Source organism: Paenibacillus sp. J31R30 (assembly GCF_059692115.1).
Genome location: NZ_JCAUAV010000004.1, coordinates 304852 through 326300, shown reverse-complemented (window position 1 = coordinate 326300; position 21449 = coordinate 304852). Strand labels below are relative to the sequence as shown.

The 21449-nt window shown below is 49.2% G+C and carries 21 protein-coding genes; 11 read left to right on the top strand and 10 right to left on the bottom strand.

Annotated features, from left to right (window positions below; all coding sequences use genetic code 11):
* The first annotated feature begins 128 nt into the window (after nucleotides 1-128).
* Nucleotides 129-287, top strand: a complete 159-nt coding sequence (locus tag AC58QO_RS18360) for a hypothetical protein (RefSeq protein WP_497268011.1) — start codon at nucleotides 129-131, stop codon at nucleotides 285-287.
* 71 nt (nucleotides 288-358) lie between these two features.
* Here the strand turns inward: AC58QO_RS18360 and AC58QO_RS18355 are convergent, their stop codons facing one another.
* Nucleotides 359-1252 (bottom strand): DNA-3-methyladenine glycosylase family protein, encoded by an 894-nt coding sequence (locus AC58QO_RS18355; protein WP_497268009.1) that lies wholly within the window; start codon nucleotides 1250-1252, stop codon nucleotides 359-361.
* Nucleotides 1253-1406: 154 nt separating this feature from the next.
* Here AC58QO_RS18355 and AC58QO_RS18350 point away from each other — a divergent pair, with 154 nt between their 5' ends.
* The 3 genes from AC58QO_RS18350 (at nucleotide 1407) to AC58QO_RS18340 (ending at nucleotide 3480) form a co-directional block, all read left to right on the top strand.
* The gene (locus tag AC58QO_RS18350) at nucleotides 1407-1949 is read left to right on the top strand and encodes a bifunctional transcriptional activator/DNA repair enzyme AdaA (protein WP_497268007.1); all 543 of its coding nucleotides are present in this window, start codon (nucleotides 1407-1409) and stop codon (nucleotides 1947-1949) included.
* Nucleotides 1950-2052: 103 nt separating this feature from the next.
* Entirely contained in the window at nucleotides 2053-2604 is a 552-nt protein-coding gene (locus tag AC58QO_RS18345) for a methylated-DNA--[protein]-cysteine S-methyltransferase (RefSeq protein WP_497268005.1), read from the top strand.
* Nucleotides 2605-2661: 57 nt separating this feature from the next.
* Nucleotides 2662-3480 (top strand): SPL family radical SAM protein, encoded by an 819-nt coding sequence (locus AC58QO_RS18340; protein ID WP_497268003.1) that lies wholly within the window; start codon nucleotides 2662-2664, stop codon nucleotides 3478-3480.
* Between the two features lie 9 nt (nucleotides 3481-3489).
* Here AC58QO_RS18340 and AC58QO_RS18335 read toward each other — a convergent pair whose 3' ends face one another.
* Nucleotides 3490-4404 (bottom strand): helix-turn-helix domain-containing protein, encoded by a 915-nt coding sequence (locus AC58QO_RS18335; RefSeq protein WP_497268154.1) that lies wholly within the window; start codon nucleotides 4402-4404, stop codon nucleotides 3490-3492.
* Between the two features lie 207 nt (nucleotides 4405-4611).
* Here AC58QO_RS18335 and AC58QO_RS18330 point away from each other — a divergent pair, with 207 nt between their 5' ends.
* From AC58QO_RS18330 to AC58QO_RS18320, 3 genes are all read left to right on the top strand, one after another.
* Complete coding sequence (locus tag AC58QO_RS18330) at nucleotides 4612-5349, top strand: ThuA domain-containing protein (protein ID WP_497268001.1); 738 nt, start codon at nucleotides 4612-4614, stop codon at nucleotides 5347-5349.
* 130 nt (nucleotides 5350-5479) lie between these two features.
* Nucleotides 5480-6103: a TetR/AcrR family transcriptional regulator gene (locus AC58QO_RS18325; RefSeq protein WP_497267999.1), complete on the top strand. Its 624-nt coding sequence runs from the start codon at nucleotides 5480-5482 to the stop codon at nucleotides 6101-6103.
* An 84-nt stretch (nucleotides 6104-6187) separates the two neighbouring features.
* Nucleotides 6188-7399 (top strand): YhgE/Pip domain-containing protein, encoded by a 1212-nt coding sequence (locus AC58QO_RS18320; protein ID WP_497267998.1) that lies wholly within the window; start codon nucleotides 6188-6190, stop codon nucleotides 7397-7399.
* A 377-nt stretch (nucleotides 7400-7776) separates the two neighbouring features.
* Here AC58QO_RS18320 and AC58QO_RS18315 read toward each other — a convergent pair whose 3' ends face one another.
* The gene (locus tag AC58QO_RS18315; RefSeq protein WP_497267997.1) at nucleotides 7777-8811 is read right to left on the bottom strand and encodes a sensor histidine kinase; all 1035 of its coding nucleotides are present in this window, start codon (nucleotides 8809-8811) and stop codon (nucleotides 7777-7779) included.
* Nucleotides 8808-9479 carry a response regulator transcription factor gene (locus AC58QO_RS18310; RefSeq protein ID WP_497267995.1) on the bottom strand — a complete coding sequence of 224 codons (672 nt, stop codon included), beginning with the start codon at nucleotides 9477-9479 and terminating at the stop codon, nucleotides 8808-8810. The genes AC58QO_RS18315 and AC58QO_RS18310 overlap by 4 nt, the downstream gene beginning before the upstream one ends.
* A 180-nt stretch (nucleotides 9480-9659) precedes the next feature.
* Between AC58QO_RS18310 and AC58QO_RS18305 the strand changes: the two genes are divergently transcribed.
* Nucleotides 9660-10427 (top strand): ABC transporter ATP-binding protein, encoded by a 768-nt coding sequence (locus AC58QO_RS18305; RefSeq protein ID WP_497267993.1) that lies wholly within the window; start codon nucleotides 9660-9662, stop codon nucleotides 10425-10427.
* Nucleotides 10414-12339 carry an ABC transporter permease gene (locus tag AC58QO_RS18300; protein ID WP_497267991.1) on the top strand — a complete coding sequence of 642 codons (1926 nt, stop codon included), beginning with the start codon at nucleotides 10414-10416 and terminating at the stop codon, nucleotides 12337-12339. The genes AC58QO_RS18305 and AC58QO_RS18300 overlap by 14 nt, the downstream gene beginning before the upstream one ends.
* Here the strand turns inward: AC58QO_RS18300 and AC58QO_RS18295 are convergent.
* The 5 genes from AC58QO_RS18295 to AC58QO_RS18275 all read right to left on the bottom strand — a co-directional run bounded on the left by AC58QO_RS18295 (nucleotide 12301) and on the right by AC58QO_RS18275 (nucleotide 17095).
* Nucleotides 12301-13884, bottom strand: a complete 1584-nt coding sequence (locus tag AC58QO_RS18295; RefSeq protein ID WP_497267989.1) for a sensor histidine kinase — start codon at nucleotides 13882-13884, stop codon at nucleotides 12301-12303. The genes AC58QO_RS18300 and AC58QO_RS18295 overlap by 39 nt on opposite strands.
* Nucleotides 13881-14579, bottom strand: coding sequence for a response regulator transcription factor (locus tag AC58QO_RS18290; RefSeq protein ID WP_497267987.1), 699 nt, complete (start codon nucleotides 14577-14579; stop codon nucleotides 13881-13883). Before AC58QO_RS18290 ends, AC58QO_RS18295 begins: the two co-directional genes overlap by 4 nt.
* A gap of 94 nt (nucleotides 14580-14673) precedes the next feature.
* A complete protein-coding gene (locus AC58QO_RS18285) occupies nucleotides 14674-15528 on the bottom strand; it encodes a hypothetical protein (protein ID WP_497267986.1) in 855 nt (284 codons plus the stop codon).
* Nucleotides 15529-15727: 199 nt separating this feature from the next.
* Complete coding sequence (locus AC58QO_RS18280) at nucleotides 15728-16570, bottom strand: SDR family oxidoreductase (RefSeq protein ID WP_497267984.1); 843 nt, start codon at nucleotides 16568-16570, stop codon at nucleotides 15728-15730.
* A gap of 111 nt (nucleotides 16571-16681) precedes the next feature.
* Nucleotides 16682-17095, bottom strand: coding sequence for a MarR family winged helix-turn-helix transcriptional regulator (locus AC58QO_RS18275; protein WP_497267982.1), 414 nt, complete (start codon nucleotides 17093-17095; stop codon nucleotides 16682-16684).
* A 247-nt stretch (nucleotides 17096-17342) separates the two neighbouring features.
* Between AC58QO_RS18275 and AC58QO_RS18270 the strand changes: the two genes are divergently transcribed.
* Together AC58QO_RS18270 and AC58QO_RS18265 are read left to right on the top strand one after the other, a co-directional pair.
* Nucleotides 17343-19547 (top strand): ATP-binding protein, encoded by a 2205-nt coding sequence (locus AC58QO_RS18270; RefSeq protein WP_497267980.1) that lies wholly within the window; start codon nucleotides 17343-17345, stop codon nucleotides 19545-19547.
* Between the two features lies 1 nt (nucleotide 19548).
* A complete protein-coding gene (locus AC58QO_RS18265) occupies nucleotides 19549-20244 on the top strand; it encodes a response regulator transcription factor (RefSeq protein ID WP_497267978.1) in 696 nt (231 codons plus the stop codon).
* On the opposite strand, the gene AC58QO_RS18260 is transcribed toward AC58QO_RS18265, so the two are convergent.
* Nucleotides 20241-21431, bottom strand: a complete 1191-nt coding sequence (locus tag AC58QO_RS18260; RefSeq protein ID WP_497267976.1) for a YncE family protein — start codon at nucleotides 21429-21431, stop codon at nucleotides 20241-20243. The two genes, AC58QO_RS18265 and AC58QO_RS18260, sit on opposite strands and share 4 nt — an antisense overlap.
* Nucleotides 21432-21449: the final 18 nt, after the last annotated feature.

The window sequence follows — 21449 nt, the reverse complement described above, 5'->3', positions numbered from 1 at the left end:
TCACATCGAGCGTGGCAACCTTTTTTGGTGACGAGTGGGGGAGCTGGAGGTAAGCCGCTAGGGTGCGTAGAAGTTTTTCGCTGAGCATATCGTGTATTACAGAGAGTTACGGAGGAGGAGGAAAGCAGATGGAGGAGCTCATCGGGCATTGTCGCACATGTGAGAAGCCCATTTATTGCAAAATGGGGTTTTTGGATGGTGTCGTGCAGGCGGACAAGTCTTTATTGTGCTTTGATTGTTCGGGTGAGGGGTTTGAGGAAGGGTTGATAGTGGAAACAAAAGAGTGAAAGCCGCCGCGGCGAGCATGCCTCAGCGGCTGAAATCCACAGCCGGCGCCGACCGCGCCAATCAGCCGCGGCTAATACAAAACCCGCCACAAGTAAAACGTGGCGTAAGCTTCCCAGCCCCGCCAGCCCTCGGCTAGCTGGCGGATCTCTTCAAGCGAGGGCTTGGCCTCGAGCACAAGCACGTGCTTCAGCGCGTTATGCAGGCCGACATCGGCTAATGGGAACGCGGCGGGGTTGCGCAGACAGCGCATCAGCACATAGTTGGCCGTCCAGGGGCCGATACCGCGAATGCGCAGCAGGTCTTTTTCCATGGCAAGGAAATCGCTCATCGCAAGAAGCCCAGCTTTGGATAACGATCCATCAGCCATGAGTTTGGCAACGCCAATGAGGTACTCCGCTTTTTTACCCGTGAATTGTAAAGTGGTTAAATCCTCGGTCGTGAGCGCAGCGATTCTTTCTGGCGTTGGGAAAGCCCAATAAGTGCGACCCTCCCAATCTAGCGATGTGCCGAAGGTTTCGACTAGACGCCTTTTGAGTGTATAGGCAAACGCCAAATTAATCTGCTGACCGATAATTCCCCAGCTCATCGCTTCAAACAAATCGGGAATCCCCATCAAGCGCAGCCCTCGGAATTCCTCCGTCACTTGCCGCAGAATTGGATCCTCCATCTCATAAAATGGCGTCAAATCCGTCCCCAAATCAAACCACTCCCACACATAGCGAGCAATGTCTTCGCGAACCGCAGAGGGTAGACTAGATTCACTATAGTGGACAATGCGGATATGAAGCTCCACATCATCCTCACTGTGGAGGCACTCATTGGTGGAGCGGCTTAGATAACCGATATTTTGCTCGTATCGAAAAGGTTGCGGTAAAGCCAAAGTGAGCGTGCTCGTTTGTTCGTGCCATTTTAAGCTGGATGGTTCAAAAGGGTTAAAGGGTTCAGAAACTCGCAAGTGTGGCATCGTCATTCTCCTTATTAATTAGGAAGTCGTTACATGCATTATCGCAGAGAGCGGCTTTTGTAATCTTGCTTTCTCATCTCGGGACACTTACAACCGCAGGCCTGATTGGGTATACTGAGCTTATCAAAGGAACACACGGAGAGGGGCACTCGGTATGCACGAGCGGTTTTGGCAAGCGATCGTTGCGAATGATGCGGCGTATGATGGGAAGTTTTATTATGCGGTGGCGACGACAGGGATTTTTTGCCGGCCTTCCTGCAAATCGAGGCTTCCGAAACGGGAGCATGTGCGTATTTTTTATCATCAGCAAGCGGCAATTGAAGAAAGTTTTCGTCCTTGCAAAAGGTGTCGGCCTGACGGAATCAGGCTTCCCGATGAGGAATGGGCCCGGCAAATGAAGGCGCATCTCGAAGAACATTTCGCTGAGCCGCTGTCGTTAGCGACGCTTGCGGAGCATTTTTATGCGAGTACGTATCATCTGCAAAGGACTTTTAAACGAATAGCTGGCGTGACGCCGTTTATGTATATACAGCAGGTCCGTCTGGAGGCGGCTAAAAAGCTTTTGATCACCTCGGACATGGCCGTACATGCGATTGGAGCGCAGGTGGGGATGGCGAATGCTGCCCATTTTGCAACGTTGTTCCAGAAGAAAACCGGGCTTACGCCTACGGAATTTCGTCAAAAGTTCGTTCATTAACCATAACCGACAGTGGATCGTTGATGCAACTAGTTGTTGGAGTGTCTGGGCTTAGCGGTGGATGACGGGGATTGCGAGAGAGGAGAAGTAAGGAGTGATTACTGTGAGTACGAAGAGTGATACGGAAGTTATCAACTGGGCAAAGGTACGTTTACAGGGAAGTGATTTTATTCTGGCAGCGACTAACCAAGGACTTGGTTACTTGCAGTTTCAGGAGGGGAATGCGGCTGAGGGTGTTCATAATGAGGCATGGCTTCAATTCACTAAATGGGTCAATAAGATCGGGCCGCAGACTAGCTTGATACAAGATGGAGAAGTCCTGAACCCATATATTCAGCAATTGGATGAGTACCTGAAAGGGGAACGGACTGCGTTCACGCTTCAAGTGGATTTACGCGGGACGGCGTTTCAACAGGGGGTTTGGGCCGCTTTGAACGATATTTCACATGGTGAAACGTTAAGTTATTCACAGGTAGCCCACTCACTAGGGAGATCAAGTGCTGTTCGAGCTGTTGGGACCGCCATTGGGGCAAATCCGGTGCTCATCGTCGTGCCTTGCCACCGAGTGGTGGGGAAGGATGGGGCGCTGACTGGCTATCGCGGCGGGTTGGCGAATAAGGAGAGGCTGTTGCGGTTGGAGCGAGAAGGCACATAGCTGGGCAAAAGTGGGAGCACAGGCAAGTAATAAGAAGCAAGCAAAGGAGGTACAGCCATGGTCGATGTGCAACGAAAGCAATCGAAGACGCTATTGACGAAAGCGAGCGGCTTTCTCGAAGGCTATACGCATACACTCAATCCGTACACGGGCTGCGCCTTCGCCTGCTCCTATTGCTACGTGCGGCAGATGCCGGTTGCGTTGTTTCGCAGCGAAGCGTGGGGCAGCTGGGTCGATGTGAAAGAGAACGCGCCCGCGCTTCTCGTCAAGGAGCTGGCGCGGGCGAAGAGCAAAGGGCCCGTCACGATCTTCTTCTCCTCGGCGACGGACCCTTATCAGCCGATCGAGTACAAGGAGCGGATAACCCGATCGCTCCTCGAGGTGATGTCCGTGCAGCAGCCGGACTTCTTGTTCGTGCAAACCCGCAGCCCGCTCGTGACGCGGGATGCGGACCTGCTGCAGCTGCTCGGTGAGCGCGTGCGAGTCAGCATGACGGTGGAGACGGACCGCGAGGACATCCGTCGCGCGTTCACCCCAGCCGCGCCACCGATCGCGGCGCGGCTAGAGGCACTCCGCGAGCTCGCCGCTCGCGGGATCCCGGTGCAGGCCACGATAGCGCCAGCGCTGCCAAGCTCGGACGGCTTCGCCGAGCGGCTCTCTGGCATCGTGGATCGGGTGTGCATCGACGATTACTTCATGGGCGATGGTGGTGGAGGCAAGCGCACGGAGCGCATCGGCGTCCGTGCCATTTATGACGCGCTGGAGCTGACCGACTGGTACAGTCGGGATGCGTATCGGCGCGTGCACGAACAGCTCCTGCGGCATTTTCCGCAGGAGCGTGTATTCGTCAGCCAGGAGGGATTCCTCCCCGAATGATGCTTTTAATCAAACCGTCTGGTCCCGCAAACGCTGTTTAAACTCCTTCGGCGAGCACTGGTTATATCGCTTGAAAAGCTTGTAGAATTGAGCCATATTTTGAATGCCAGCTTCATAGCTGATTTCCATAATGCTGAGATCCCCTGTGAGCAGGAGGCGCTCGGCTTTTTTGATCCGTTTATAATTCACATAATCAATAAAGGATAGTCCCATCACTTTTTTAAAATACTTAATAAAGTAATGATAGCTCAAATTCAAAATGCGGCACACATCTTCGACCGTAATTCGCTCGGTCAAATGCTCGTCAATATAATTAAGCGCTGGCCGCAGACGTGAGATGCCGGAGTCCTCGGTCAGCCCTGCAAGATCACGTTTATCATTGCGCAGCAGTAGGAGGAGGAGGTGCTTAATGGCAGCAACAATGGCGAGCTCATAGCCGATTTGTCGAGATTGTGATTCCTCATAAATTTGCCGGATGAGCTGAAAAGCGCTCGCTCTGACGGTGGCATTCGAACGAAAAAGCGCATTAAAAGGCTCAAGCGAGTGCGTCAGCTCCGAAAATAGATGCAAATAAGCCAGTGTACTCAGATCAAAATGCTGCGTTAAATCAATTTGGAATACAATTTGATGCAGCGGCTCTTCCGAGTATTTATGTGTGCGATGAGGCTGTGAGGAGCCGAGCAGCATGACATCCCCTGCCTCCATGATCGTATAGGCATCCTTGGTTTGGATGGCGAGGTGACCCTGGGTCACTACCAGAAACTCAACCTGCTTATGCCAATGCCATGTCCAAGGGTCGGGTAAGTCGCATTGGGGGTAGTCATGTTTGATTTCCCATATTTTTAAGAAAAGAAGGGGGTTCTGGTACACAACTTCTTCATTTCTAATTTCAGTTAAGTTTGCAGGACTAAGAGTAGAGTTCATAGGCATGGGATACCTCACTAGGACGAGACATTTTTCAATAGACAAATCGTTAAGGATTATTAGATTTAATCCCCTTAAGTATAACATTGCAGGGCAGTGGATGACACTATTGAATAGGAAGTCGGCACAATTCTGCCTTTCCTTGGCGCTTAGGAAAACCTATACTCAGTAGTAAGAATGAATACGCTATCTTGGAGGGCATGTAAAATGAGCAAACCATTAAATGTAACCGTTTGGAACGAATTTCGTCATGAAAAAGAAAGTGAAATCGTCCGCGCTGCCTACCCGCAAGGTATCCACACGGCAATTGGTGAGGGCCTGAGCGGTTCTGTCCAGGTCACATATGCAACTTTAGATGATCCCGAGCATGGGTTGTCGGAAGAGGTTTTGAACAATACGGATGTCCTGATCTGGTGGGGACACAAAGCACATGGTGAGGTGCAAGACGAGATCGTAGCACGTGTTCAAAAGCGTGTATGGGCAGGCATGGGCCTAATCGTACTTCACTCCGGGCACTTCTCTAAAGTGTTCAAAACGCTCATGGGCACATCCTGTGATCTCAAATGGCGCGAAGCGGATGAGAAAGAACGTCTGTGGGTCGTTGCTCCAGGCCACCCAATCGTGGAAGGCATCGGCGAGTACATTGATCTTGAGGCAGAGGAAATGTACGGAGAGCATTTTGATATCCCGCAACCGGATGAGCTCATCATGGTTTCCTGGTTCGAAGGCGGCGAAGTGTTCCGCAGCGGTTGTACGTTCCACCGTGGGAACGGGAAGATTTTCTACTTCCGTCCAGGTCACGAAACGTACCGCACGTACTACAATGAGCAGATCCGCCGCGTAATCAGCAATGCGGTTCAATGGTCTGCACCATCGACGCGTGAGTATCCGAAATATGGCAACCACAAGCCATTGGAAGAGATTAAAGCGAAGGTTAAAGCGTAGTTATAAAGCGAGCATGCTCCCGACTATGGGGGTATGCTTTTTTATAATGTAAGCCACTTGCTTTTACAAAAAAACAGGTCTATAATTCATTACACGATCGTTGAATGAAATGACGGAAGAGAGATCACTTATGAAAAGAGTGCCGAAAACAAGCCGCGATCATCAAGCTGCCGAGCGTAGAGAGCAAATTCTACTTGGCGCGAAGCAATTGTTTGCGCAGCATGGTTACCACGGGACGTCGATCCGTGCGATGAATAAGCATATCGGGATTACCGATGGCTTGTTGTATCATTATTTTCCTGGGGGCAAGCAGGAGATTTTGGAGACCATTTTCCGTGAAGCGCAGCAAACTCGCATGGAGCTCATGGATCAGTTAATTAAAGGGATTCATCCAGGCCAGCCGCTAGAAGAAGCGTTATATCTGTTTATCTCAAGATTGGTGGGCACCCTCATTGGGGACCCGGATTTCATGAAAATTATGCTGCGGGATTCGGATAACATCTTATCTGAGGATAAGAATTTTATGACGCAGTTGATTTTGCAGCGGCATCAAGCTTTAACGGAAGCTCTGTCCAGAAGAGCTGAGGCAGGAGAAATCCGTGATATGGACTTCCAATTAGCTGCCAAGCAAATTATTTCTGTCGGAATGATGGCTGTTCTCGGACAATTCACAGCAGTGAATATGATAGAGACTGATATCGATAGTTATTTGAAAAAAATGATCGCTTTCACCGTATCACTTTGGAGAAAGTGATTCTTTTTTAGTAATTTCGTTCACACAACGTTGAATGAAATAAATGAATTTTATCCATCTATATGAATCTAAGGAGGCATTACAATGAATCATTTTTTTAAACAGAAACAACCGTACTTAGCTATCATTGTCGTTTTCCTTGTTATTCTTTTATTAGGTGTGGCGCAACTCGGTTCAACGGTGAACCCCACGCCGAAGAACTTGCCGGTACTGCTCGTTCAAATGGATGCGGGGGAGAAACTCCCGACAGGCCAAGACATGAATTTCGGCAAGCTCATTCAAGAAAAAATAACAGCCGCGCCGGCTCAAGCTGACACCGTCTCCCCGCTCAAATGGACGACATTGGCCAACGAACAGGAAGCCATTGATGCAATGGACCGAGAGCAGGCTTACGCCGCGATTATCATTCCGGCAGACTTCAGCCATAAGCTAGCGAGCTTATTATCGCCTCAGCCACAGGCGTCATCCGTAACGTTGTACGTAAATCAAGGGATGAATAACACCGCGGCTACAATGGCGAATGGCGTGCTGAGTCAGATCCTTAATGGCGTTAACGGTCAAGTGAGAGAGCAGCTGCTGGCGCAAGTCAGCCAAAAAGGCGGAACACTTACGGTTGACCAAACCAAAGCGTTCGCAACACCCATCGTCATCACAAGCAAAAATGTAAATGCTGTCGGCACGAACAGCGCGAACGGTAACGCACCTGTTGTGCTGACGCAGCTTGCTTGGTTTGGAGCGATGGTGACGACACTATTACTCTACATGGCAGCAGGGAAAGCGACGCAAACCGGTTCGGGTTCCCGCTCGTACCGTTTCGGCATTCAAGTTTCCCAATTGCTTAGTGGTGTTGTGATCACTGCGGCTTCTGCTGTTAGTATTTTACTCGTAGCAGGCAAATGGCTGGGCTTATCCATCCCGAGTTATTGGGAGATGGGCTTGTTCCTTACTTTCGTGGGATTCGCCTTCTTCCAGCTGCAAACGGCTGTTGTCAGCTGGCTTGGTTTAAAAGGTGTGCCACTGTTCGTGCTCGTGTTCTTCTTCGGCGCACCGGTGCTTTCTTTGCCGCCAGAGTTATTGCCTAGCTTCAGCCATGATTGGCTCTACTCCTGGTTGCCGCTGCGCTTCGCAGCGGAGGGACTTCGCGATTTGTTCTACTTCGGTCAGAACTTGAATTTGCGAAGCCCGGCGTGGACTATAGGCATCATTGGTGCTGTGGCTATCGTGGTTATTTTCTTATCTCTGTTGAAAAAGCATGAGCAAACGGCTGCTAAGGTAGAGGCTTCCAGTTCTATGTAACCTCAGCTGCTGTTGTTGTAGATATAACAGAAAATAGATTCCGGCGGAGGATGTTACCTCACCACCATACTACTACTAGGTAGTAGTTCGTTAATGGTGTTAAATAGCTGGAGGGGGAACAAGGATGCGCTATTCACAATTGTAGAGCATTCTGGCTTCGAAGAGGAACGAGGGTGCACTATTCTGCTACTTTGGAAGGAAATACTGGACTAAAAGCGGGAATAGTGCACTGACGTTCCCCTTCAGGCGACAAACACCTCGTTATAGACAAATTAGCGCTCTCACGTTCCCTTAATCCAGTGGGGTATATGAGGAATCACAAAAAGCCTCCAACCTTGAACACACAGGTTGGAGGCATTTCACTTCTTTTTCAACCATCAACGCAAATCATTATAATGCTGCATCTTCATGAAATGAATGGTAACCGTGGTTCCCTCGCCTTCGATCGACATCATCGATAGATCATGCCCCAGCTTAATCGCCATTTGTTTGGCCAAGTAGAGTCCCATTCCGGTAGAGCGGCTGTGCGTTCGGCCATTTTTACCGGTGAAGCCTTTATCAAAAACACGGCCTAGGTCAGCGGGATCAATCCCTATCCCTGTATCTCGAATGATCAGCCGCTTCTCGGACTCCGTTTCCTCCGAGCGAAAGATGATGCTGCCGCCATTCTCGGTATACGTCAAAGCATTCGCCACAATCTGATTTACGATGTAGCTCAGCCACTTGCTGTCACTGTTCACATGGTGGGTAAGCTCTTCCATGTCCGGACGTATCCGTTTGGCAATAAACAGCTTGGCCACCTTCTTGACACTATCCTTCACAAGGCTGCTCAGCGACAACTCTGAGATGAAATAATCTCGGGAGAAGGAGTCTATACGCGAGTAGTAAAGCGCTTGCTCCACATAGCTATCGATTTTGTTAAGCTCGTCTTCGAGTTTGTCCACGAGATATTCGGCGGTTTTGCCAGCGCGGTTCTCCATGATCAGACGGCTGGCTGCGATAGGCAGCTTCACTTCATGAATCCAAGAGAGGATGAAGTCCTGATGGTTTCGGATCTCCGCATGCAGGAGCTGCGTCTCATGAGCTTGATCCTTAGACAGCTGTGTTAACAGCTGAAGATAGAGCTCTTGCTCGTTGTTTTGAGGCTCAGGCATCGCCGCGATGGCCCAATCTTGATGTTGGCTTTTGCCTAGAAACTCACCCAGCTCCTTGTAGAAGGACTTCCGATAGTAGTAGCCAACTGTTACATAGGAAGCAGCAAAGAGGAAACAGCCTGCATTCGTATAGGCAATATTATTGAGCGCCGCCTGCCCCTTCACACTGACAAGCATGATCAGCGAAACAAATAGCATCGTTCCCAGATACATCCCCAAGAAATATCGTTTATCCTTCAAATAGGAAAGAAAGCTCATGGGATCATATACCCTTGCCCTTTCTTGGTTGTGATGAAATCGTCGCGTCCAAGTTCTGCAAGCTTTTTGCGCAGGCGGGTAATATTAACGGTTAACGTATTATCGTCGACGAAGCTTTCATCCTCCCAGAGACCGCGCATCATCTGCTCACGGCTGACGATAGCACCTTGATGCTGCAGGAGAATTGTTAAAATTTTGAACTCATTCCGGGTGAGCTCCGCCTTCTGATCCCCGCAAGCGATGTCGCCATCCTTCAAATTCAGGACGACCCCATTATGCGCCATCACATTGGCGGTTGTTTCCATATAGGAGTAGGTTCTGCGAAGCAGAGCATTGATTTTGGCCACGAGGACGTCGGTGTAGAAAGGCTTCTGGATAAAATCATCGCCACCCATATTCATCGACATAACCATATCCATAGGTGTATTTCGGGAGGAAAGGAAGAGGATCGGCACATTCGATAATTCCCTGATTTGGCGACACCAATAGAAGCCGTCGAATGCCGGTAAATTGATATCCATCAGCACAAGTTGGGGATTTTCCTTCACATACATGGTGATTACGGCATCGAATTGTTCGACAATAACCGTTGCAAACCCCCAGCGGCCCAGTGCTTCAGCCAACGTATCCCGTATCGTTTTATCATCTTCCACGATCATAATTTTCACAGATAGTCGATGCCTCCTAAAGCCTGACAAATGTCACTTCTCCAGAAATGGTAGCACAATCATGACAAAATTGTAAGGTAACGCAGAAGAGTTGTAAGTTACTTCGATGGTTGCATGGACGCGAAGAGAGTAGGATAGAGGTATAAGAAAAAGACCATGCTTATTGGAGGAATAACCGATATGAAAATCATTGCCCAAGCCAAACAGCTGAAGAAGGTATATGGATCCAAAGGAAATGTATTTACAGCGTTGCAGGATATCGATTTAACCATCACCCAGGGTGAATTCGTCGGCATTATGGGCCCGTCCGGATCGGGCAAAACAACCTTACTGAACATGTTAGCCACGATCGATCAGCCAACCTCGGGGGACATTGTCGTTGACGGCATGAGTCTGATGAAGATGAAGGAGGCAGAGCTGGCGAATTTCCGCCGCGAGAAGCTGGGCTTCATTTTTCAAGATTATAACCTGCTCGATACATTGACTGTGAAGGAGAACATCATACTCCCGCTTGCCCTAGCAAGAATGAATGTGGCTGAATTGGAGCGTCGCGTTGAGGTCATCAGCAAGAAGTTCGGCATCGATTCGCTGCTAGATAAGTACCCGTACCAAATTTCAGGCGGGCAAAAACAGCGTACTGCTGCATGCCGCGCCATCGTGTCGAGTCCCAGCCTCGTGCTAGCCGATGAACCAACGGGGGCACTCGATTCTAAGTCAGCGACTGAGCTTCTGGAAAGCTTACAGAGCTTGAACGTGCAGGATAAATCGACCATTCTGATCGTGACGCATGATGCTTTTGCAGCTAGCTATTGTACACGCGTTGTCTTTATTAAAGATGGTAAATTATTTACGGAGTTAAATAAGGGGACGTCATCTCGAAAGGAATTCTTCAATAAGGTAATGGACGTGCTCTCGGTACTAGGGGGTGGAGCAAGTGACCTTATTTAGTCTGGCCAGAAGGAATGTCATTGGAAATCTGAAGAACTATTTGATCTATTTCGTCTCGATGATTTTCAGCGTGGTGATCTACTATACGTTCGTATCTTTAAGGTACAGCCAAGAAATTGCAGCGAATGTGCAGAAATGGGAGGGAATGAAGTCCGTCTTTACGCAAGCTTCCATAATACTTATCTTGTTCGTAGCGGTGTTTATCTGGTATTCCAACTCTTTTTTCACCAAAAAGCGGAAGAAGGAAGTAGGCCTATACGCCTTACTCGGTGTAAGGAAGCGTAAGATTGGCACGATGTTATTTTATGAAAATATGTTGATGGGGAGTGGCGCTGTTGCGGTGGGAATAGTATTGGGCACCTTACTGTCCAAGCTATTTGCGATGATGTTTCTCAAGTTGCTGGATTCGACCGTTGAAGTTAGCTTCAGCATTTCGTCCGAGGCTATTGTGAATACACTCATTGTGTTTGCGATCATTATCGTGGTGACATCGATCCATAGCTACCGCTTGATCTACCGATTTCAATTGGTTGAACTGTTCAAGGCAGAGCAGGAAGGGGAGCAGGTACCGAAGCCGTCATCTTTCTCAGCAGTGCTGGCTATCGTACTATTAATCATTGGCTATTGGACCGTATTCCAACCAATGACGACTGGGGCGCAAATGGGTAGAAATTTCCTTATTATCTTCGGCTGCTTGATCGCCGGCACGTATTTGCTGTTTCGGTATGCACTCATTTATATGTTGAAAATCGCCCAAAAAACGAAGTCTCGCTATTATAAAGGCATGAACATGATCTCCACGGCTCAATTAATTTATCGGATTCGCGGGAATACGCGGATGTTCACGATGATTGCGCTGCTCAGTGCGTTAACGCTCTGCGCGGTTACGGTAGGTTCAAGCGCCTATTTAACAGTCGCCAACGATGCTAAGGATGAAGCGCCTTTCAGCTACATGCACATTTCGCAAGGAGCTGGCTTTGATGGGCAAGTTAGCGCCATTTTGGAGCAGGATAAAGAGCATCCGATCTCGGAAAAGCTGGATGTACCCATTATCCGAGTTACGGCGGACGTGACGAATTTCTTCTATCATCCATCGAGTCATTCGCCTAGTTCAGTGCCAATCAAGCTTGTGTCAGCAGCCATGTACAATCGTACCTCCGAAGTGTTAGACAGAGAAGGTCAGGTTGATCTTAAAGATAATGATATCGCGGTCATTCAGCCGAGATATTCGACATTCACCTTGGATGACGTGAAGGGAGACACGATTTCCGTAGGCGCTCAGGGAGGCAAGCAAACGCTAATTGTCCAGCAGCGTATTGTAGGACGAATTCTGCCTTGGGGCTTCCCAGACCTGGTCTTCATTGTCAGTGACAGCTTGTACGCCAAACTGCTCCCAGGATCACAAGAAGTCACCTATAAAGGCTATGTCGTGCAAGACCAAGGTTCAACGAAGCTGACCTCCGATACTCTGATGAAGCTGAAAACGGACCAAAACGGGATGTCCACGTACTATTTTCAATATCGTCAAAACATGGAATCAGCGGGCTTGGATATTTTCACGTTAGGGTTCCTTGGACTTGTCTTCCTTGCCGCGACGGGTTGTATGATTTACTTCAAACAGCTTACGGACGCTAATGAAGATAAAGAACGGTATACGATGCTGCGCAAAATCGGTGTTAGTCGTAAGGAAATCCGGACGACCATCGCCAAACAGACACTATTCGTGTTCATGCTGCCTCTGTTGCTAGGCGTTGTGCATAGCATCATGGTGCTCAAAGCGCTAGCGACGATCCAGTTGATTTCCGGAAATCTTCTCGTTCCGATTATTTCTACGACAATCATTTACGCGGCGATATATTTCTGCTACTTTGTGTTATGCCTCGGAGCGTCCAACCGTATTGTCAGCAGGTAAAATGGTAAACGTGACGCCATCGTCATCAGTATTCGAAGCGCGGACGCTCATCCCGTGATGATCCATAATTTGTTTCACGATGGCCAGACCGAGACCGAATTGCCCCTTGCCGCCAGTGCGGAAAGGCTCGAACAGATTATCCGCGATGTCTTGGTCAAGCAGCGGGCCGTCATTATGCATCTGGATTTCAAAATGAGGAGCGGGTTTCACACGGATGCGAATACAGCTCTCGGCATAGCGAAGCTGGTTGTCGAGCATGTTTTCCAAGGCGATCTTCCATTGCTCTTGATCTCCGATGAGGGTGTGGGTAGTGAGCTGCAGATCCCAGTCTATCTCGGGACGCCGATAGCGAAGTCGTTCAACGACATCTTCGGCGACAGCTTTGATGTCAAAAGCATGGAATGGCTTCTCTTTGGCTGTGAAATAATTCAATTTGTTCAGCAACAACAGATCTCGGATGCGCTTCTCCAGGCGTTCGCCTTCTTTCATAATGACACCAATACTGGCGCTCAGAGTGCCCTTCGGAAAAACACCGTCTTGGATAGATTGCGCGTAGCTGCGAATCACCATAACCGGTGTTTTTAGCTCGTGCGACGTGTGCTGCAGGAAGAATTGCTGTGCGCGATCTTGCTTCACGAGCCGCTGACGCATCAATTCGATGGCATTGCCTAGGCGGCCAATCTCATCTTTGCGGCGTCCCGTATCGATCGGCTCATGCCAATCGCGCTCGGCCATCCGTCCCACATGCTGTTCCATTTGGACGAGCGGGCGTGTGAAATAGCGCGCCAGCAATAGGCATGGCAGCCAGCTCACCACGATCAGGCCAACCATCATGAGCATCAGTCGAAAGAACATCGACATGATCAAATCATTGCGGTAGTTGCCCCACGCATAGGAAACGATGAAATTAGGTGCTCCTTGGACGACTTCTTTGCGAATCACATAAAAGATACTGTTGTTATCGATACTGCGGGTATACTTCGCCACGGGCTGCATCTGGGATAGAGCATCTTTCTCCATGGCTGCGATGAATGGTTCTGTGCTCGAATTTGTTGCCGCAACAGCTTGAGCAGCTTGTGCACCGTTAATCATAAAATGACGTATGGATGGGCCAGTTATTGTGGCTTGAACAGGCAATGTGAGCTGCGTGGCTAACATAGAGGGATCTATCGCTACGCCAGCTTCCGTAAGAGATTTAGTTGGTATAGCTTCACCGCTCACAGTGCTAGCACCAGCGATTTCTTGTCCTTTCTGTGCGACGACCACACGGCTCCCTATCGATTGCATCGGTTTCGTTGTTATTTCCACAGACTGAGGGGACAAAGGGAAAGCAAAGACAGGATTAACCGCTGCAGTTGCTGTAGTTGCCTCTACCTGCAGTCCGCTTTGGGTATCCATCAAAATATCATACAACTGCTCGGTGAAAAACCCTTTGAGCGTCCAAGGGAGCAGCACCGCGAGCAGAGTGAAAATCAATAGCGTTAATGCGGCGAAGGCTCCCCATAATTTCATGGCGAGCGGCCACTGACCTAGTCGAAGTCTCATGCTTTCACCATCCTATACCCGTATCCGTATACGGTTTCTAATCGCATATCCGGCAGCTTGCGGCGCAGTCTGCGTACTAAATCATCGACGACACGATCCGTGCCGAAGTAGTCGATGCCCCAAACCGCGCGAAGCACTTGTTCGCGTTCCAGCACTTGCCCTTGATGCTGAACGAAATAGAGCAGCAGCTCGTACTCCTTCGAGGTCAAATCGAGCATGGTGCCATCACTTTCGGTTACGGTGCGAGCAGGCTCGTCAATGGTGTAGGAGCCCAGAGTGGTCAGTTGCGCGCGGCGCTCCATAGATGCTGTTAGCTCGGCGTTCCCTTGCCTTGCATAAACCCGTTCCAGCAGCTTTCGTGAACGAATCACAAGCTCTCGGGGCAAAAATGGCTTCGCCAAGTAATCATCGCTTCCTAGCTCTAGACCGATGATGCGATCGATATCGGCATCGCGGGCTGAGATGAAAATCACTGGCTGGGACGGCTGATCGGCTTTAATCTCACGCATGAGCTGGAAGCCATCTATGCCGGGGAGCATAATGTCGAGGACCCACAAGTCCGGCCGCTCCGAGATTGCATCTCTGGCTGAGGTTCCATCGGGGAACGAACGCACTTGCCACCCCTCTTTCTCCAAATAGGCCGCTAGCACGCCTCGTAAATGCTCTTCATCTTCTACTAAATATATGCTGTACATCGTATACCACACCTTCCATGCCTGACGAAATGGGGAAAAGTGGAGCCGAATCGCCATTTTGTGCGATCGGTTCCACCTCATGCAAGCCGTTAATCTATTTTTTCTCAGTTTCAATTGTTGGTTGTTGTTCCTTGATTTTTTTGCTCATTTCGCGCAGGTTTTCGGTTTCTTTCACATAATCCTTCAATAGCTCTGGCAGTAATCCACGAATCGCTTCCGCATCATCCGCCTCTACCGCTTCGGCTAGCTTTTGCTGACGTTTGAAGGATTCAGGCAACTCGGTAGGTACTGCTTCCATTATACCACTCGCAACACCACCCTCAACTGGAAGAACTCGGGTAGCCATTGTTGATGTGGTTCCCTCTTGCGGGTTTAGGACTGTGAAAATGGTTTTGTGAGGGCCATCTTCCCCTTCTGGAAGGTCTTTAATCTCTGCAGACGAGAGTGTTGGTAATGGAGGTAATGTTTCTAAAGCTTCTACGGATATTGCACCTGACGCTACTGAGGTAGTGAAAGTTACGTCCACAGGAGAGGCACCATCCACTTTAGTTAGGGAAGTTCCCTGAGGGAGTACCATAGCTTTATCTAGAGAAGCTTCTCGAGGAACTGTCACACTTTTAGCGAAGGTTGGCTTCGGAAATTCAGCTTCTACTTGCTTCCGATCATCCAAAGCTTTCTTCCAATCAGCTAGAGCATCTGGTGTGTATGTACTAGCTAGCATCTTCAAATAGTTTCGCTCGTGTGCAGGTTGGTTTAGCAAGCCTGCGCTCGAAGAGCGGAAGAATACAGCGGGTGCTGCTCCAACAGCCTTAACCATTTGAATAGCTTTAGTAGGCTTCGCTTCGCTTGTCGTATCTGCCGCAGATGCACTTACAGCACCGAATGCAATGGTTGTCATAATAGCTAGCATGCTCGTTTGAACGGCGCGTTTTTTCCATGTTGTTTTCATTATGAGAAAACTCCTTTCGATTTGTGTAGCGTGCAGGGGATGGTTGATTTCCCTTACACCCTTACTGTACCGAAAGATTATGGACATCCTATCGCAACATTGTGGGAAATTATGTGTTTATAGAAAAACACCACCTAGAGGATTGACCTCTTAGGTGGTGTCGTCATTCGCAGCAATGGGGATCGCCCTTGCTCCGATTTTACATATTCAAATGCAGCTTACGTGTATTCAGCAGCCCTGCAAGACCAGTTGGGTCTTGACTCACCTTATACTGCACGAAAGCCTCTGCTTGCTCAGAAGTACGAAGGCGAAGCGGCTTAGGCTCCATGTCGGTTACGAGTTTCACGACAACGTCGGCAACTGACTCGGAAGTTTGCGGTACTGTATTGCGTTTGGCGAAGGCGTCCAAGTATTGGGTTATGATCGGTTTGTAGTCATCCTCCAAGATGCCGCCGGTTTTCTGCACGTGGCCGAGTACAGTAGCGTTAAAATTCGTCGCGATCGCCCCTGGCTCAAGCAGGGTGACATCGATATTGAAGGCAGGCTTATAGTAGGTAGCCAAGCTTTCAAGCAGACCCTCAACAGCGAATTTCGCTGCGCAGTAGATTTCATTGAAGGGTTGACCGACCAGGCCGCCAACACTTGTGGTCGCGATAAGATGAGCGGAACTCGACTTGCGAAGCAGGGGAAGACCTGCGCGAATCGTATGCATCACCCCATAGACATTCGTGTCAAAAACAGCTTGAATCTCCTCGAAGCTGGCTTGACCAAGTGCCCGGAGGAAGCCGAAGCCTGCATTGCAGAACAACACGTCCAGATAGCCATGCTTCTCCTCGATTGTGCTTAGAGCGCGCTCCATAGATTGTGGATCAGTCACTTCCATTTCCATAAAATGAAGATTCGCGACGCCCCTATACTGCTCCTGATCGCGAGCGACATTGCGAGTTCCCGCGTAGACAGTCCAGCCGAGCTCGGCAAATTTCAATGCTGTTGCCAATCCGATACCTGATGAAGCTCCAGTAATCGCCATAATTTTATGCATCTGAAACACTCCTTGTGTGTTTATTGATTTAACTGTTTAGCAAATAAACAATATGCCTTGCGAGCAAATTCGTCAACTGGAAAATGAAACATCCCAACCTAAGTTGGGATGTTAGACAGGCATTTTAGCTAAAAGCTGTTGCAAGGCAGCAAGCTCTTCCTTCGTATAGGAAGTGAAGAGTTGGTCGATCTTCGTATTATACGCAGCCAAGATGCTAACTATCAGCTCATTCCCTTTATCCGTCATTTGAAGCAAATGACTGCGTCGGCTGGTCGGATGAGGTTTGCGGACGAGCAAGCCTTGCTCCTCCATTTTATCCAGCAGCTGTGTAATCGCTCCGCGGGTTAGCCCAAATTCGTTGGCCATATCCACCGCGATGCAATCGGGATGCTTACGCAGGTACTCTAAGACATACATCATGATCGGTGATATCTGGAATTGAGGCAGCACCTGCGTTAAGTAAGAGGAAATGACATTCTTGATCTCGCGAAATTTGGTCGTCATCCATTCATGTTCAGGTGTCATGCGAAGCCGCCTTTATTGTTTAGTGTTTAAACTAGTATGCCAAAAAAAATGACCCACAGCAACGGGCTGTGGGTCTAAGTTTATATATTTTAAAGGGGGGTTGGTCTTTATTATAGGCAAGTTACATTAAAACAACATGAAGGTTAGATTTCATTTTCATTACAAATTTGTCAGTGGTAAAATAAGTTGGAAAGCTAAGCAAAAGCTTGAGATGGAGAGCGGGGTATTCTCATTGAAGCATTATTCCATGAGGTCACATTTAACGATTACATTTGCCTTAATGGCCTTAATTCCGATCCTGATTCTAGGCGGCTTCCAGGTATCACAAATTAAGCATATTACCCAGGAAACGAACCAAAACCAGCGACAGACGACGTATCGCCTTGGAGACGCAGTAGAAGCGTACATGTCTTATCATCGCAATGCGGTTGAAACCTTAGCGGCTACGATTTCGGCTTCGGATGCGGCGTTCAGGAACCGTGAGAGTCTAACGCTGAAGCTGCAGTCACTCCAAGAGAATTTGGAAGGGTTTACGGGCATTTATGTAGTTGATGATAAGGGTGCCATCAAAGCTACAAACCAGATGTCTACGGACTTGATTGCTACGGACGTCAACGATCGGGACTATACAGCACGTGTGAAGGCGGGTCAGAAAGCTATTATTTCTTCATTATTTAAGGGGCCTGAAAGCTTGAATCAACCTGCTATAGCGATTGCTGTACCGATTTATAAGGGCAGCAAGCAGGTGGATGGTTTCGTGCTGGCTGTTCTAGAATTAGCGCCAATCAAGACGCTCGTTACCAAATATGATTATGGCACAGAGACCTATCCTGTTGTGCTGGATCATGCAGGCAAGCCGATTTATCATCCGAATGCAGCGCTTACGGAATCCATGGCAGACCTATCGAAAGAGCCAGTCGTAGCGGATGCCAAAATGCAAAAACAAGGCGAAGGCACCTACACGTTAAGCACCTCCGTACATAAGGAGCTCATTACGTATAAGTTGATTCCAGACTTGAATCTCATCGTATGGGTCAGCAGGTCGACAGCGGCTGTGAATGCGGCATTCACAGAATCTTTACGGATCACGTTGCTTCTACTTGTATTCACGCTCATTCTAACTGTGATGCTCGGCAGCCTGTTGGCTAGAAGATTGAATGGCACGATCCATGCGTTAGTCGGCTATACACAGCGATTGGCTGGGGGATCATTCGCGCAGCCTGACCAGAAAGTTGTACCGCGCGGAGCGCCCTTGGAGCTGCATCAACTCGCGGAGCATTTCTTCCGGATGGCGGCGCAAATCAAGGAGAACCAAGGTGCCTTGCTCCAGTTGAATAGCGAGCTTGAGCATCGCGTGGAAGAACGAACACAACGCTTGCAGGACGAGCATGCCACGTTGAATGCCGTATTAGAGAGCATGTCCGATGCAATTGTGCTCATAGATGTGCAGCATAATGTGCTGTATGCCAATCATCAGATGGCCGAAAGCTTTGCAATTCCTATGGGGGAATTGTCCCACATGCCAGAAGCTGACTTGTTTGAGCGAATCGCCGAGCTTTTGACTGACACTCAGGATGAACACCAGTTGAGTAAGCTGACGGCAGAGCCAAGGGTACAGAGTGCTGTGACAGTGAAAACAGAGCAGGGCAAGCCTCGATTTATGATGGTGTCCGCATTTCAAGTCGCGCGCGAGGGACGGGTTTTTGGCCGCGGCTATGTGTGGCGGGATCGAACGAAGGAGCATGAAATCGACGCGCTCAAGAATGATCTGATTTCACTAGCATCGCATGAATTCAAAACACCGATTACTAGCATTCGAGGCGGTGTAGAAACATTGCTGCGCAAGGATGCTCACTGGGATGAGGAGTTCAAATTGGAGCTGCTCGAGGGCATTCATGAAGACATAGGCCGTATCCAAGATCTCATTGATGAGTGGCTGGATATATCGAAAATAGAATCGGGTGCGATGGGGATTCATCCACAACCATTGAAGCTAGCCGCTGTCATCGAAAGTGCTAGAAATAGATTGCCAGAAGAGATCAGCGCTGCACGGCTTCAGCTCGAGGTTGAGCTGCCTTCGCATACACCTCTTGTCTATGCGGATAAACTCCGTATGGAACAGGTTTTCTTGAACTTATTCATCAATGCGGTTCGCTATAATGAGCGGCCACCGATCATTAAGGTCACTACCCATGAGGATGATCAATATGTGTATGTTCACGTTCAGGATAATGGCATCGGGATTGCAGAGGAGCATTTGGCTAAACTATTTGATCGCTTTTATCGTGTCGATGTGTCTTCCAGCCGTCAAACAGGGGGAACAGGGCTTGGTTTGACAATTTGCAAAGGGATTATGGAAGCCCATGGTGGAACGATTAAGGTTGAAAGCCAGCTTGGCGAGGGAAGCCGCTTCACATTAGCGATTCCGCGCTTTAAGGAGGAGAAAAGCTAGCATGAGCACGAAAAAAATCATGATCGTCGACGATGAACCCAAAATCATTCGTTTCATTGCGGCGAATCTGAAATCCTTGGGTTTCGACACAGTCGCTTGTCAAAGCGGGGTCGAAGCGTTAGAGAAGGCGGAAGCTGTGGATCCGGATTTGATCTTGTTAGATCTGATGATGCCGGGGATGGATGGCTTCGAAGTATTAAGAAGATTGCGTACTTATTCCAGTGTGCCCGTTATTATGTTAACAGCGAGGAGCAATGGCGCAGATAAAGTACAAGGGTTGAATCTCGGTGCGGATGATTATTTAACCAAGCCGTTCTCGTTGGACGAGCTGTTCGCCAGAGTCAATGCAGTGCTTCGTCGTTTGGATGGACGTATGCCAGCACCATCTACGGTTAGCGAATTAACCGTTGGACCGGTGAATGTCAATTTGGCGCAACGACGTATCCGACTGAGTGGCGCGGAAGTGAAATTCACCGAGACGGAGTATAATCTGTTCGTTCTTCTCTTGCAGCATGAAGGCAAAGTGATGACGCATGAACAGCTGTTGAGCGAGATTTGGGGAAGCGAGTATCGCGATGAGGTGGAATATTTGCGCGTTACCATCGCGCGGATTCGGCAAAAGCTGAAGGCCCACACCGAAGGGCAGGAGCTGATTGTGACCTACCCTGGTGTTGGTTATATGGCGAAGGGGGATTAAGGGGTTAAGTTAGTCAGAAGCTGTACATCAAGCGGATAATCCGGCAGCTCGAATTCGTGGGTTGTGCCTGCTGTGAGGTCGACCACTGTCATGCCATTCCAGCCAGTATCGGCATAAGTGACGCCTCCTGTCAGATAGGCATAACGACCATCGGCACTGCTGGCGACCATTTGGTGCATGCGACTTAACGGAAGGACCTTCTCTTGATAAGTGTTCACATCAAGTATGGTCAGATTCGGCTTGCCCGTTGCGCTGCCTGCCGCACCGATGCCAACGATCAGCAGCTGCTTACCGTCAGGTGTGAGCGTAACACCTTCTTGATGTGTGTTGCCCGTCAAAGGCTCAGTCTTATAGCTGCCGCTTTTTGGATCAAGGACTACAAGACCTCGGCCTTGGTAAGGCAGCAGTAAGCGGCCATCTGCGCGGACGGCGGCGTAGTGCGGCTTCTCGAAGCCGCCTTTACCGAAAGGAGCAGCCTCTAATGTGCGACCTTTTAGGTTAATTGGATCGACAGCCGTCACCGTGTACCCGTCGTGGTCTATACTGTATACTTCGCGGCCGTCCAAGCTAGTTACAACATCAAAAGGTCGAACGCCAACGGGAACTCGGCCTGTCATTGCGAGTTTTTCCGTATCTAAGATTTCTAGCTGACTCTTGCCGCCATCGAGATAGATACCGACATAAGCGAATTTACCATCTGGTGATACCGCAATTCCCATGCCTCCAGAGCGATATTCTCCGAAGTTAGGTTTACCCACATTGGCTTGATAAGGGACAAGAGCGATCCGTGTACGGAGTTTCGTATCAATAACCGCTACACCTTCTGCTGTCGACACATAAGCACGATGATTCGGCCCCTCTGCAATGGCAAAAGGGGCTTTACCTATGACAAGCTTCTCGAACCGGCCTGAAGCGGGATCGAGGAAGGACATATAGTCACTTTTCGAATGTGTCACCATTAAGGTCGTAGCCGTATTCGCTGAAGGCGAAGGGGTTGTACTCGCCGCAGGTGATGAACTTGTCGCGGGCGATTGTGTTACAGCAGCTGCAGTAGGAGATGGTGTAGATGTCTTCGTTGGGTTGATACTGTTGACGGGGTTAGGCTGTTGGCTGCTACAGCCAACTAAGGCAAGAAACAGTGTGAGCGGTGTTAAGCATGCGAATAGGAAACTATTTTTAAGTAACATAGGTGGTCACCTCTGGAT